The following is a 13379-nucleotide window of genomic DNA, read 5'->3' as shown; positions in this document are numbered from 1 at the left end:
AAATACTAGCGAGAACAGCGCGGCCCCAGCGAATCGGTTACGGCGTGCAACTCCCGAGCGTCTCGAGCGTGTTCTCGTCGATCACGAGATCGCTCGCGGCCAGGCGCACGGTGACGCTGCCGGGGGCGACGTCGATGTCGGCGACGTCGACGCCCTCCGGCAGGTACTGCGCAGTGCACACGCTGACCGGGTCCGAGCCGACGATCATCTCGACGAGGTTGCTGAGGTCGAGATTGCCCCCGCCCGCCGTGACATCGGCACCCGTTGGCGTGATGAGCACGTGGTCGCCCGCCGCCTCGAGCTCGCCGGTGACCCGGTAGCCGACGGTGAAGCCGAAAAAGGTCGCGGATGCCGCGTAGCTCAGTTCCCCATCGCCGAGCTGCACGGCCGAGTTCGGCGCCGTCCGCTCGATCAGCTGGTTGAGGGCGTCCTCGCTGAGCGTCGCCGTTCCGCTCACCGCCGTCACGGGCTGGCTGTCATCGACGGGGTAGCCGGTGGCGTGCAGGGTGACATCGGCCGGAATGCCGTCGAGGACGGCATCCGGGGCCGAGATCGTGATGTCCTCGAAGCTGCCGCCGAGGTACTGCGCGATCACGCTGGTGCCGCCGATGGTGACGGTCGGGGTTGCCGTGACGTTGTCGGGGAACTGGCTGACGATCTCGTCGGCGACCCGCTGTTCCGCGACGCCGCGCACGATGGCGTCGGCGACGAAGAAGAGCCCGATGAGCACGGCGATGCCGACGACGATGCTCACCACGATCACGAGCGGCCGTCGGCTGCGCGTCACACCGCCCGCCTCGGCCGGCGTCACTGTGTTCGCCTCCATGTTGCCTCCCCCAGACATGTTGCCTCCCCCAGACACTGTGTTACATCCGTTCCGGTGCGCTGACGCCGAGCAGGCCGAGCCCGTTGCGGATGACCTGGCCCGTCGCGTCGTTCAGCCAGAGGCGGGTGCGGTGCACATCGGCCACGGGCTCGTCGCCCAGAGGGGTGACGCGGCAGTTGTCGTACCAGCGGTGGTAGAGGCCGGCCAGCTCCTCGAGGTAGCGGGCGACACGGTGGGGCTCTCGCAGCGTGGCCGCCTGGGCGACGATGCGCGGGAACTCCTGCAGACCGCCGAGCAGCGCGGACTCCGTCTCGTGGTCGAGCAGCTCGGGCGCGAACACGCTGCGATCGACGCCGGCGGCCAGTGCATTGCGCGCGACACCCGTGGTGCGGGCGTGCACGTACTGCACGTAGAAGACCGGGTTGTCGTTGGTGCGGCGCTGCAGGATCTCCGGGTCGATCGTCAGCGGAGAGTCGGCCGGGTAGCGGCCGAGCGTGTAGCGCAGGGCGTCCGTGCCGAGCCAGGCCTGCAGGTCGTCGAGCTCGATGATGTTGCCAGCGCGCTTGGACAGCTTGGCGCCGTTGATGCTGACGAGCTGCCCGATGAGCACCTCGACGTCCTTCTCCGGGTCGTCTCCTGCGGCGCCGGCGAGGGCCTTGAGACGGTGCACGTAGCCGTGGTGGTCGGCGCCGAGCAGGTAGATCTTGTGCTGGAACCCGCGGTCGCCCTTGTCCAGGTAGAGGGCGGCATCCGCGGCGAAGTAGGTGTAGATGCCGTTGCCGCGGCGGATGACACGGTCCTTGTCGTCGCCGAAGTCGGTCGTGCGCACCCAGACAGCGTCGTCCTCCTCATAGACGTGGCCCTGGGCGCGCAGGCGCTCCACGGCGGTGTCGATGTCGGAGAGGCCGTCCTCGCCCGTGGCGTGCAGACGGCGCTCACTCGTCCACACGTCGAACTCGACGTTGAAGCGGTCGAGCGAGGCCCTGATCTCGGCGAGCTGCAGCTCGTAAGCGATCTCGGTGGCGGTGTGCAGGGCGATGGCGTCGTCGAGCTCGAGCAGCTTCGGCTCGCGTGCGAGCACCTGCTCGGCCAGCGTGGCGATGTACGCGCCGGGGTAGCCGCCCTCCGGAGTCGGCTCGCCCTTGGCCGCGGCGAGCACCGATGCGCCGAAGTTCTGCATCTGGTTGCCCGCGTCGTTGATGTAGTACTCGTTGGCGACGGTCGCGCCGGCGGCGCGCAGCACGCGGCCGATCGAGTCGCCGAGGGCCGCCCAGCGGGTGTGGCCGATGTGCAGCGGTCCGGTCGGGTTGGCCGAGACGAACTCGAGGTTGATGGTGTTGCCGGCGAGCGAGTCGCTCGTTCCGTAGGCGACGCCGGCCTCGACGATGGTCTTCGCGAGCACACCGGCCGCGGCGGCGTCGATACGGAAGTTGATGAAGCCGGGCCCGGCGACCTCGGCACTGGCGATGCCGTCGATGCCAGCTGCGGCCGCGGCGATCTCGGTGGCGAGCTCGCGCGGGTTCACGCCGAGCGGCTTGGCCAGCTTCATGGCAATGTTGGACGCCCAGTCGCCGTGTTCACGGTTCTTCGGGCGCTCGAGGACGACGTCGGCCGCGCTCAGTGCTGGCGCGGCATCCGCTGCGGTCTCGCCGCTGTTCTCGCCACCGCGCTCGCGTCGGGCGTCGACGATGTTCTGAACGATGCCGACGAGGGACTGGGAGAGTTCTGCGGGAGTCACGAGGCTCAATCTTAGTCGCGCCTCCTGATTGCTAAAGTCGCCTACATGCCTCTTGCCTCCACTGCCGCTGGCCGCGCCCGCCTGCGCCCTGTTCTCACTGTCGGATCCCTTGCACTCCTGGCCGTCATCGGCCTCTCCGGGTGCGCCGCAGAGGCGAGCCCGAGCCCGGATCCGAGCACATCGGCCAGCGCAGAGCCGACGGCTGCCCCGAGCACGGAGCCCACCGCCGAGCCGACCGAGACGGCCGAGCCCGGCACCCCGATCGCGCTCAGCTGCGAGGAGCTGCTGACGCCGCAGGACGTCTACGATTTCAACCCGAACGTCAGCACCGACCCCGGCTTCGCGCCTGCGGAGGGTTCGCTCGCCGCCGCTGCGGTCGCCGACAACGGCATCGCGTGCGGCTACCTGCACCAGACCAGCGGCGAGCTGATGACCTTCGCGGTGTCACAGCCGAGCCCCGAGCAGCTCACGCTCGCGCTGAACGCCGCGGCCACCGCGAGCCAGCCGGTTCCGACCTATGGTGCTCCGCCCGCCGTGACCGGCTTCTTCCGGGTCGTCGGGGGTGCTGGCGAGGTGCAGGTGTTCACGCCGACGTTCTGGCTGACCGCGAGTTCCACCATGTTCTTCGAGCCGGGCGACGCCGACACGCTCGTGCGCGCGGCTCTCTCCCACCTGCCGCAGTAGCCAGTCGGGCTCGGCGGCCGACCGTGGTCTCGCCGCCCTGCCCGAATGGGGTAATCTCGTTCAAGCGCCTCCGTAGCTCAGGGGATAGAGCGCCGGTTTCCGGTACCGAAGGTCGGGGGTTCGAATCCCTCCGGGGGCACAAGCACGCAAGCGGTTCACGACAGTGGGCCGCTTTCGTCGTTAACGCATCCACTCGCCAGAGAAGGTTGAGAACCAGGCTGGTTCTGAGCCTTCTCTGGCGAGTGGACGAGGCGTTGCCCGCTTCGCTTAGAAGACGAAGAGCTGGCCGAGCACGAGAATCAGGATGATGAACACGGCGATGATGGCGCCGGCGATCGCGAGCCCCTTCGAGCTCAGCTTGGCGATGCCGAAACCGACGAGGAACGGCAGCGAGGCGATGAGCAGGACCATCAGCCACCAGAACAGCGAGTAGCCGAACTGCGACGTCTCCTCGAGCCGGCCACCGAAGAGCTTCTGCGAGGTCGGGTGCGTTGCGAAGGCCCACGCCGCCGAGAGCGGGAAGGCGATCAGCACCGCGACGATCAGGCCCGCGAACGCACCCCAGAGACCCTGCTTGCTCCGCATGCTCTCGGAGTCGGCGATGGAGTCCTCGTTGTGGCTGTTGGTGGTGTGGTGGCCGTTGTTGTGGTTGTTGTTGGATTTGCCGCTGGACATCGGATTCCTTGCAGTAAAGGCCGCGCGGAGCTGGGCTCTCGCGGACACGAACGGGCGAACAGTGACGGTGGGCGGCTGGCCGCCATAATTCGAAACTCTAGCGGCGGACGGCATCCGCGGGCCACGGACAGGACGAGGTCGCGCAGATTTCGCTTGTGGGTCATTTGACCCAGACGCTTGACTTACTTCCCGGTATCGACCAGCCTCGTAGCAGCACACCCCGGACACCGCCGTCGAGAGGTCACCAATGAACCAGCCGCCCACCCTGCCCCTTCTGCCGAGTGACTTCCTCTGGGGCGTGTCGACGGCCGCATATCAGATCGAGGGCGCCGTCGCCGAAGACGGCCGTGGGCCGAGCTCGTGGGACGCGTTCTGCGCCGAGCCCGGTCGGGTGCTGAACGGCGACAGCGGCGAGGTGGCCTGCGACCACTACCACCGCTACCCGGAGGACATCGCGCTCATGGCGGGGCTCGGCGTCGACGCCTACCGCTTCTCCTTCTCGTGGAGCCGCATCCAGCCGGCCGGCTCCGGCGCCGTCAACCCACTCGGCCTTGACTTCTACGACCGCCTCGTCGACGGACTGCTCGCGGCAGGCATCACGCCGTCGCCGACGCTTTTCCACTGGGACACCCCGCTGCCGCTCGAGCAGGCTGGCGGGTGGCTGAACCGCGAGACCGCGCTGCGCTTCGGCGAGTACGCCGGCATCGTCGGCGAGCACTTCGCCGACCGGATTCCGCGCTGGATCACGATCAACGAACCGGTCGTGCTCACGATGCTCGGCTACGGCGCGGGCATCCAGGCCCCCGGCCTCCAGCTCGGCTTCGATGCGCTGCCTGCCGCGCACAATCTGCTCCTCGGCCACGGCCTGGCCGTGCGGGCACTCCGTGCGGCCGGTGCGTCGAACATCGGCGTCGCCAACAACCACGCCCCGAGCTGGGCCGCCAGCGAGTCGCCTGCCGATCAGCAGGCGGCCGGCCTCTACGACAACATCGCCAACTGGATCTTCGCCGACCCGATCCTCACCGGCCGCTACCCGGAGGCCCTGGCCGGCCTGCTGCCCGACGCACCGGCCGAGGTGCTCGAGCACGACCTCGCCATCATCTCGAGCCCGATCGACTGGTACGGCATCAACTACTACAACCCGACCATGGTCGCCGCCCCCGGCCACAGCGCGAGCCAGGGCGACGGTCCGGCGCTCATCGACGGCCACGAGCTCGATGCGAGCCTGCCGTTCGAACTGGTCGACATCGACGGTTACCCGCGCACCGACTTCGACTGGCCCGTCGTGCCCGACGCGTTCACCGAGCTGCTCGTGTCATTCAAGGAGCGCTACGGCGACGCCCTACCGCCCGTGTACATCACCGAGAACGGCGCGGCCATCAACGACGGGCCGGATGCCGCAGGCCGCGTCGAGGACCAGCGCCGCATCGACTACACCGACGCGCACCTGCGCGCCATCGCCGATGCGATCGATGCCGGTGTCGACGTGCGCGGCTACTTCCACTGGTCACTCATGGACAACTTCGAATGGGCGGTGGGCAATTCACAGCGTTTCGGGCTCGTGCACACCGACTTCGACACGCAGAAGCGCACGCCCAAGGACTCCTATCACTGGTACCGCCGGGTGATCGAGGCCAACCGCGGCCAGGCGTAACGCGCGAGGCTGCGGCCGTAGCGCGGCCGGGCAGCCGGTGCTGTACTGGAGGGGTGAGCGAGTTCGCGTCTCGGCGGGCGGAGATGCTCGAGTGGCAGCTAGCCCGCCGCGGCATCCGTGACAGATCGGTGCTCGAGGCCATGGGCTCCGTGCCCCGCGAGGAGTTCGTGCGGCCGCGCGACATCGACGATGCCTACGGCGACCACCCGCTGCCAATCGGCGACGGGCAGACGATCTCGCAGCCGTACATCGTCGCACTGATGGCCGAGGCCGCGCAGATCGGCCCGCGCAGCCGGGTGCTCGAGGTCGGCACCGGTTCCGGCTATGCCGCGGCCGTGCTGGCCGCGATCGCCGCGGAGGTGTGGAGCGTCGAGCGGATGCCGGAACTCGCCGCGACGGCATCAGAGCGGCTCGCACGCCTCGGCTACGCGAACGCCCACGTGCTCTGCAGCGACGGGAGCATCGGCCTGGCGGCCGAGGCCCCGTTCGACGCGATCATCGTCTCGGCCGCCGGTCCGACGCTGCCCGCCGCGCTCCGCGAACAGCTCACCGACCGCGGCCGGCTGGTGATGCCCATCGAGGAGCGCCGCGGCTGGCAGGAACTGGTCGCGGCGAGCAGACACGGCGACGCGTGGCGTCGTGAAAGCCTCGGCGCGGTGCGCTTCGTGCCGCTGATCGGCGAGCAGGGCTGGGCGCCGCGGCCCGCTCCGCGGCGCTGATGCCCGGCATCCCCTGACCGGGCTCGGCCCACGCGAGAGCAGCGGCGAAAATCTTCGGCTGATCGCTTTCTATTAAGAAACTTTCCTGTTACATTCATCTCACGGCGCCGGTGGCGGCCCGCCAGCGAAAGCGGCACTCGCGTGCAAGACTCGCAGCGGAACCCCGCACCGGCACAGCACTCACAGGAGAGATCGTGGCAAGCAAGAACGCCCAAGGCACCCCCGGCTGGCTCGGCGCCGTCAACGACCGCACGGCCATGACGCTCCTGCTCGACCACGGCGTGCTCACCCGCAACAGGATCGGCGAGCTCTCCGGCCTCTCCAAGCCGACCGCCGCGCAGATCGTCTCCCGCCTCGAGGAGGCCGGCCTCATCTACGAGGCCACCCAGATCTCCGGGGGGCGCGGTCCGAATGCCGCCGCCTACTCCGTGCACACCGACAGGGCCATCGGCGTCGCGGTCGACATCACCGCGACGGCGATCAACGCGACGGTCGCCGATGTCAGCGGCGCGGAACACCCCGTCGTCACACTCTCCGTTCCGCGCTCAGGCGGCGAGCGCAGCGCGCTCGGCGACATCCGCTCCGCCATTGACGCCGCCTGCGCGGTGGCCGGCTTCGAGCCGAGCGCCGTTCGCTCCGTGCTCATCGGCGTGCAGGGGGCCGTCGACCCCCGCACCGACGAGCTGAGCTTCGCCGAGTCCCTCCCGGGTTGGCCGCGCCGCGGCCTGCGCGCCCACCTCGAGGAGCATCTCGGCCTCACGGTCGGCATCGACAACGACGCAAACCTGGCCGCCATCGCCGAGCGCACCAGGGGCGCCGGCGTCGACTCCCCCGGCTTCGCCCTGCTCTGGATGGGCAACGGCCTCGGCGTCTCCATCGACCAGAACGGTGCGCTGCTGCGCGGTGCGGCCGGCGGTGCCGGTGAGATCGGCTACCTCCCCGTGCCGGTCACCGCGGCGGCGATCGACCCCGCGGCCAACGACTTGCAGGATCTGATGGGCGGCCCAGCCGTCTCCCGTCTCCTGCGCACACACGGCGTGCAGGGGCGCACGCTCGGCGACCGACTCGACAGACTCGTTACGGCCACCTCGGCCGTGCGCTCCGCCGTGTTCGCCGAACTCGCCCCCCGCATCGCTCACGGCGCGCTTCCGGTGCTCGCCGTGCTCGACCCCGGCACGATCGTGCTCGGGGGCCCGATCGGCACGGCAGGCGGCAGCCAGCTGGCCGAACTCGTCCGAACCCACATCCGCAGAAGCAGTCGCTGGTCTCCGGATGTCGTCGCGACGACCGTTGGGGCGCATCCGGTGCTCCGCGGTGCTCACGACGCCCTCGTCGCGGATGTGCGCACATCCCTGCTCGACGACATCACCGCTCTCTCCGCCTAAGCGTTCCTCTGTCCGCCCGTTCCACGGGTGCACGATCGCCCGCGCCCGCCTTCGGCGAGCGCGGTCATCCGGCGTGCGCTCGAACGACCCAATTTCCGGCAACCGCCGACACCACGCCCAGCACAACACAGCCACAACACCCACCGCCACCACGAGAAATGAGATCAACGATGCCTCTCCACTCCTCCCAACACGCCCGCCGGCTCGCCGCCGTCGCCGCGCTGGCGACCGCAACAGCGCTGGCACTCTCCGGCTGCAGCGCCGGTGAGACAGGCAGCGACTTCGAGGCGAGCACACCGACCTCGCTCGAGGGCACCGTGTCGTTCTGGCACTTCTTCTCCGACCGCGAGGCCGGCGTCATCCAATCGGTCGTCGACGACTTCGAGGCGGCCAACCCCGGCGTGACCGTCACGGTGCACGAGGGCCAGGACGACGAGAAGCTCCGCAAGGCCATCGCGACCGGCGACAAGGTCGACCTCGGGCTCAGCTACTCCACCGACATCGTCGGCAACTTCTGTTCCACCGGAGCCTTTCGCGACCTCGGCGAGGTGATCACGCGGGACAAGGTCGACCTCGATCAGTTCTCCGACACCGTGCGCAGCTACACCGAGTTCGACGGCGTCCGCTGCACCATGCCGGTGCTGGCCGACGTCTACGGCCTCTACTACAACAAGGATCTGCTCGCGGCCGGCGGCTACACCGCGCCGCCGACGACGCTCTCCGAGCTGCAGGACATGGCGATGAAGCTGACCACGTTCAATGACGACGGCTCCATCAAGACGCTCGGCTTCAACCCCATGATGGGCTGGTACGAGAACTCGGCTGCCCACCTCGGTCCGCTCGGCGCCGCCGAATGGCTGAACGCCGATGGCACATCCGCCATCGCCGGATCGCCGGGCTGGACAGAGCTGATGGAGTGGCAGAAGGGCTTCATCGACGAGCTCGGCTACGACAAGGTCAACGCCTTCACCGCCGGTCTCGGCCAGGAGTTCTCCGCCGACAACGCGTTCCAGCGCGGCAGCGTCGCGATGAACCTCGACGGCGAGTACCGCACGGCGTTCATCGCGGACCAGGCGCCAGAGCTCAACTACGGCACGGCGCCGATGCCCGTCATCGACAGCGACCCCGGGCTCTACGGCGGCGGCTACATCACCGGAAACATCGCTGGCATCTCCAAGGGTTCGAAGAACCCGGAGTTGGCCTGGGCGCTGCTCAAGTACCTGACCACCGACACGGATGCCGTCGTCAAGCTCTCCAACGGTTTGAAGAACGCCCCGACGACGGCAGACGCCCTGGCGTCACCCGACCTCGAGGTCTCCGAACAGTTCCAGACCTTCCTCGACATCATGGGAGACCCGAACTCCGCCACGACCCCGCCGAGCCCGCTCGGCGCCGGCTACCAGCAGACCTTCGAGGACTTCTGGCACAGCTACCAGAGCGGAGCGGTCGACGATCTGCCGGCGGGCCTCGCTGAGGTCGACACCCAGATCAACGATTCGCTCAGCCTGGTCAGCGGTCCCTGATGAGCTCAACGACCACCACAGCGGGGCAGCCGGTTCCGGCCGGCCGCCCCGCGCCACCCCGCCCTCCGCGCCCGCCTGCCGGCCGTCTTCGCGCCAGCCGTTCCCGCCGCAGACGCACCCTCACCGTGCTCGCGCTCCTCGCCCCGGCGCTGCTCGGCCTCGCGATCTTCTTCGTCTACCCGCTGATCGCGTCCGTGTACTACTCGTTCACCCGTTACGACCTCGTCTCGGCCCCCGAGTGGATCGGCCTGCGCAACTACGAGTACCTGTTCACCCAGGACCCGAAGGTGTGGATCTCCACGCTGAACACGCTCTGGTTCGTCGTGTTCCTCGTGCCGATCAAGATCATCTTCGCCCTCGGTATCGCCGGCCTGCTCGTGCGGGCCAAGCGCGCCAGCGGCGTCTGGCGCACGGTGTTCTACCTGCCGGCGCTCGTGCCGCCCGTCGCATCCGTCGTCGCCTTCGTGTTCCTGTTCAACCCGGGAACCGGCCCGGTCAACCAGATCCTCGGCTTCTTCGGCATCCAGGGTCCGCTCTGGTTCAACGACCCGGCCTGGTCCAAGCCGTCGCTCGTGATCCTCGGGATCTGGGTGATGGGCGACATCATGATCATCTTCCTGGCCGCGCTGCTCGACGTCCCGCGCGAGCAGTACGAGGCCGCGTCGCTCGACGGGGCGAACGGACTGCAGCAGCTGCGCTACGTCACCTTCCCGAGCATCACCCCCGTGCTGATGTTCGCCGTGATCACGGGTGTGATCGCCGCGCTGCAGTACTTCACGGAGGCGGCGGTGGCCTCCGGCGTCGCCAACGGCAAGGCCGTCGTCGGCGAGGGAACGGGCGCGGCGCTCGGCTACCCGGGCAACTCGCTCCTCACCTACACGCAGTGGCTCTACGTGCGCGGCTTCAGCAATTACCAGCTGGGCTACGCCTCCGCGCTGGCCGTTCTGCTCTTCGTCGTGGCGAGCATCTTCTTGATTGTGTTGTTGCGCCGGTTCAAGGCGTTCACCCCGGAGGGAACCTCGTGATGCGCCGCACCCTGTACTGGATCGGAGAGAATGCGATCCTCCTGGCGCTGGCCGTCATGTTCGTCTCCCCCATCGTCTTCGTCGCGCTCACCTCGCTGATGTCGAGCAATCAGACGCTGACGGCCGCGCTCTGGCCGCAACCATTCGAGTGGTCCAACTACGCCACCGTGTTCACGCAGGCGCCGCTGCTGCGCTGGTTCGCGAACTCGGCGACGTACGCCGTGCTGGCCACGGTGTTCATGCTGCTCTCCAGCGTTCCCGCCGCCTACGTCCTGGCCAAGATCAAGTTCCGCTTCGCGAACGTGATCTTCACGGCGATCATCATCGCGATGCTGCTGCCGCCGCAGGTGACGGCGATCCCGATCTACGTGATGTGGTCGAACCTCGGCCTGACGGGAACGCTGTGGCCGCTGATCCTGCCGAACCTGCTCGGCGACGCGTTCTCGATCTTCCTGCTGCGCCAGTTCTTCCTCACCATCCCGAGCGAGTACGCCGACGCGGCACGCATCGACGGGAACGGCGAGGTCGGCGTGCTGACCCGCGTCATGGTTCCGATGGCCAAGCCGGGCATCGCCGCGACGGGCATCTTCATGTTCTTCCACTCCTGGAACGACTACTTCGGGCCGCTGCTCTACACCTCGGAGAATGCGGATGCCTGGCCCGTCGCATACGGTCTGGCCTCCTTCCGCGGGATCCACGGCACCGATTGGGGCCTCACGATGGCGATGACGATCCTCGTCACCGTGCCCGTCGTGCTCATCTTCTTCTTCGCCCAACGCGTCTTCGTCGAGGGCATCACACTGACCGGAGTCAAGGGATAGCAATGAAACTCACTGTGATCGGTGGCGGTTCCACCTACACCCCCGAACTGATCGACGGCTTCGCCAGGCTGCGGGATGTCCTGCCCATCGACGAGCTCTGGCTCGTCGACCGCGACCCAGAGCGTCTCGCGCTCGTCGCCGGAATGTCCCAGCGCATGTTCGCTGCGGCCGGCCACCCTGGCCGTATCGTGCCGACCACGGACCTGATTGCCGGGGTCTCCGATGCCGACACCGTGCTGCTGCAGCTACGGGTGGGCGGTCAGGCCGCCCGGCACGGGGATGAGACCTTCCCGCACGAGTGTGGGTGCATCGGCCAGGAGACGACGGGGCCAGGCGGCTTCGCCAAGGCGCTGCGCACGGTGCCGGTCGTGCTCGAGGTGGCCGACGCGGTGCGCAGGCACGCGAAACCGGACGCCTGGATCATCGACTTCACCAATCCCGTCGGGATCGTGACCCGGGCCCTGCTGAACGAGGGCCACCGCGCGGTCGGACTGTGCAACGTCGCCATCGGCTTCCAACGCCGCTTCGCCGCGATGCTCGGCGTCGACCACCGCGACGTCGCGCTCGACCACGTCGGCCTCAACCACCTGAGCTGGGAACGCGGGGTGCGGGTGCGCTCGGCATCCGGCCAGCTCGACCGGCTGCCGGAGCTGATCGCCACCCGGCTCGACGAGCTCGCCGACGACGTCCATCTGCCTGCCTCGCTGATCGGGATGCTCGGCAGCGTGCCCAGCTACTACCTGCGCTACTTCTACGCCCACGACGTCGTGCTCGGTGAGCAGCGCGTCGAACCGACGCGCGCGCAGGCCGTGCTCGAGGTCGAGCGTTCACTGCTCGAGCTCTACGCCGACCCGACGGTCACAGGCAAACCCGCGCAGCTGGAGCAACGCGGCGGCGCCTTCTACTCCGAGGCGGCCGTCGAGCTCATCGCGTCGCTGCTGAGCGATCGCGGCGACGCCCAGGTCGTCAACATCGCCAACAACGGCACCCTGCCGTTCCTGCCGGATGACCACGTGATCGAGGTCCCGGCGACCGTGCGCAGCTCCGGGCTCGTCGCCCTGCCCGTCGCGCCCCTGCCCGACGACATCGCCGGGCTCATCGCGAACGTCGCCGGCTACGAACGGCTCGCACTCGACGCCGCCATCCACGGCGGTCGCGAGCGGGTGCTGCGGGCCATGATGGCGCACCCCCTCGTGCTGCAGTACGACCGCGCGGAGAAGCTCACCGATCTGCTGCTCGCTGGCAACCGCGAGCACCTGGCCTGGGCCCGATGACCCGGGTGCTCATCGCCGTCGACGGCGGAGGGTCCAAGACGGATGCCGTCGCGCTCAGCGCGGACGGGGAGGTCCTCGCGCGCGCGTCCGGACCGAGTTCAAGCCCGCAGAATCTCGGCCTCGGCGCGGCCGTCGACGTGCTCGACACCGTGGTGCGCGAGGCGATCAGTGCCGCTGGCTCACCGCCGGAGCACGTGGCCTGCTACCTCTCCGGCCTCGACCTCCCCGAGGAGATCGACGACTTCACCGCGGCGATCTCCGGGCTCGACTGGGCGCGGAACACAGCACGGCCGCCCGTCGTCGACAACGACCTCTTCGCCCTGTTGCGGGTGGGGACGGGCGAGCCGAACGCGGTCGCCGTGGTCTGCGGGACCGGTATCAACGCCATCGGCGTCCGGGAAGACGGCGCCACCGTGCGCTTTCCGGCGCTCGGTTCGATCTCCGGCGACTGGGGCGGCGGGGGCCACCTCGGCCAGGAGGCGCTCTGGCACGCTGCCCGCGCCGAAGACGGGCGAGGGCAGGAGACCGTGTTGCGCACCGCCGTCCCCGAGGCGCTCGGGCTGCCGACGGTGCGCGCCGTGACGGAGGCGCTGCATTTCGGCCGCCTTCCGGGCGCGGCTCTGGCCTCGCTGCCGCCCGTGGTGTTCGCGGCGGCCGACGCCGGGGACAAGACCGCGCTCGCGCTGCTCGATCGCCAGATCGAGGAGATCGTGGTGATGGCGGTGACCGCGCTGCGACGGCTCCGGCTGCTGCAGAGCCCGGTGCCCGTCGTGCTCGGCGGTGGCGTCATCGCGGCTGGCAACGCACGGCTGCTCTCCGGCATCCGGAGCGGGCTGGCCGAGGCGGCGCCGCTGGCCAGGCCGGAGGTCGTCATGGCGCGCCCGGTCGTCGGCGCGAGCCTGCTCGTTCTCGACCAGATCGGGGCGGATGCCGCAGCGCACGAACGGGTGCTGGCCACGCTGGCCTGAGGCGCGCAGCCTGCCGCGGCCGCCGAGTTCCGATCGGTCAGACGGACGCGTGCGCGGCTTGCTCGGCGCGTCACGGACGCGGGGGTC

12 protein-coding genes and 1 tRNA gene are annotated in these 13379 nt (G+C 69.1%); 10 read left to right on the top strand and 3 right to left on the bottom strand.

What is annotated here, in order from left to right:
* Positions 1 to 37 precede the first annotated feature (37 nt).
* The gene (locus tag EV379_RS03745; RefSeq protein ID WP_165397278.1) at positions 38 to 826 is read right to left on the bottom strand and encodes an LmeA family phospholipid-binding protein; all 789 of its coding nucleotides are present in this window, start codon (positions 824 to 826) and stop codon (positions 38 to 40) included.
* Between the two features lie 40 nt (positions 827 to 866).
* On the bottom strand, positions 867 to 2564 hold the full coding sequence (locus tag EV379_RS03740; protein ID WP_130504958.1) for an arginine--tRNA ligase: 1698 nt from the start codon (positions 2562 to 2564) through the stop codon (positions 867 to 869).
* Between the two features lie 45 nt (positions 2565 to 2609).
* On the opposite strand from EV379_RS03740, the gene EV379_RS03735 reads away from it, so the two are divergent.
* Together EV379_RS03735 and EV379_RS03730 are read left to right on the top strand one after the other, a co-directional pair.
* Positions 2610 to 3248: a hypothetical protein gene (locus EV379_RS03735; protein WP_130504957.1), complete on the top strand. Its 639-nt coding sequence runs from the start codon at positions 2610 to 2612 to the stop codon at positions 3246 to 3248.
* Positions 3249 to 3314: 66 nt separating this feature from the next.
* A tRNA-Arg gene (locus tag EV379_RS03730) sits at positions 3315 to 3387 on the top strand.
* Positions 3388 to 3515: 128 nt separating this feature from the next.
* On the opposite strand, the gene EV379_RS03725 is transcribed toward EV379_RS03730, so the two are convergent.
* Positions 3516 to 3923 (bottom strand): hypothetical protein, encoded by a 408-nt coding sequence (locus tag EV379_RS03725; protein WP_242616222.1) that lies wholly within the window; start codon positions 3921 to 3923, stop codon positions 3516 to 3518.
* A 247-nt stretch (positions 3924 to 4170) separates the two neighbouring features.
* Here EV379_RS03725 and EV379_RS03720 point away from each other — a divergent pair, with 247 nt between their 5' ends.
* From EV379_RS03720 to EV379_RS03685, 8 genes are all read left to right on the top strand, one after another.
* Positions 4171 to 5577 carry a GH1 family beta-glucosidase gene (locus EV379_RS03720; protein ID WP_130504956.1) on the top strand — a complete coding sequence of 469 codons (1407 nt, stop codon included), beginning with the start codon at positions 4171 to 4173 and terminating at the stop codon, positions 5575 to 5577.
* A gap of 53 nt (positions 5578 to 5630) precedes the next feature.
* Positions 5631 to 6296 (top strand): protein-L-isoaspartate(D-aspartate) O-methyltransferase, encoded by a 666-nt coding sequence (locus EV379_RS03715; protein ID WP_242616221.1) that lies wholly within the window; start codon positions 5631 to 5633, stop codon positions 6294 to 6296.
* A 194-nt stretch (positions 6297 to 6490) separates the two neighbouring features.
* Positions 6491 to 7681 (top strand): ROK family transcriptional regulator, encoded by a 1191-nt coding sequence (locus EV379_RS03710; protein WP_242616220.1) that lies wholly within the window; start codon positions 6491 to 6493, stop codon positions 7679 to 7681.
* 170 nt (positions 7682 to 7851) lie between these two features.
* On the top strand, positions 7852 to 9204 hold the full coding sequence (locus tag EV379_RS03705) for an extracellular solute-binding protein (protein WP_130504955.1): 1353 nt from the start codon (positions 7852 to 7854) through the stop codon (positions 9202 to 9204).
* Positions 9204 to 10229, top strand: coding sequence for a carbohydrate ABC transporter permease (locus EV379_RS03700; RefSeq protein ID WP_130504954.1), 1026 nt, complete (start codon positions 9204 to 9206; stop codon positions 10227 to 10229). Before EV379_RS03705 ends, EV379_RS03700 begins: the two co-directional genes overlap by 1 nt.
* Positions 10229 to 11050, top strand: a complete 822-nt coding sequence (locus EV379_RS03695) for a carbohydrate ABC transporter permease (protein WP_130507277.1) — start codon at positions 10229 to 10231, stop codon at positions 11048 to 11050. The genes EV379_RS03700 and EV379_RS03695 overlap by 1 nt, the downstream gene beginning before the upstream one ends.
* Positions 11051 to 11052: 2 nt before the next feature.
* Entirely contained in the window at positions 11053 to 12324 is a 1272-nt protein-coding gene (locus EV379_RS03690) for a 6-phospho-beta-glucosidase (RefSeq protein WP_130504953.1), read from the top strand.
* The gene (locus EV379_RS03685) at positions 12321 to 13292 is read left to right on the top strand and encodes an N-acetylglucosamine kinase (protein ID WP_130504952.1); all 972 of its coding nucleotides are present in this window, start codon (positions 12321 to 12323) and stop codon (positions 13290 to 13292) included. Before EV379_RS03690 ends, EV379_RS03685 begins: the two co-directional genes overlap by 4 nt.
* Positions 13293 to 13379: the final 87 nt, after the last annotated feature.

Origin of the sequence: Microterricola gilva (assembly GCF_004217495.1) — a bacterium.
Classification (GTDB): domain Bacteria; phylum Actinomycetota; class Actinomycetes; order Actinomycetales; family Microbacteriaceae; genus Microterricola; species Microterricola gilva.
This window is presented reverse-complemented; position numbering and strand designations above follow the sequence as displayed.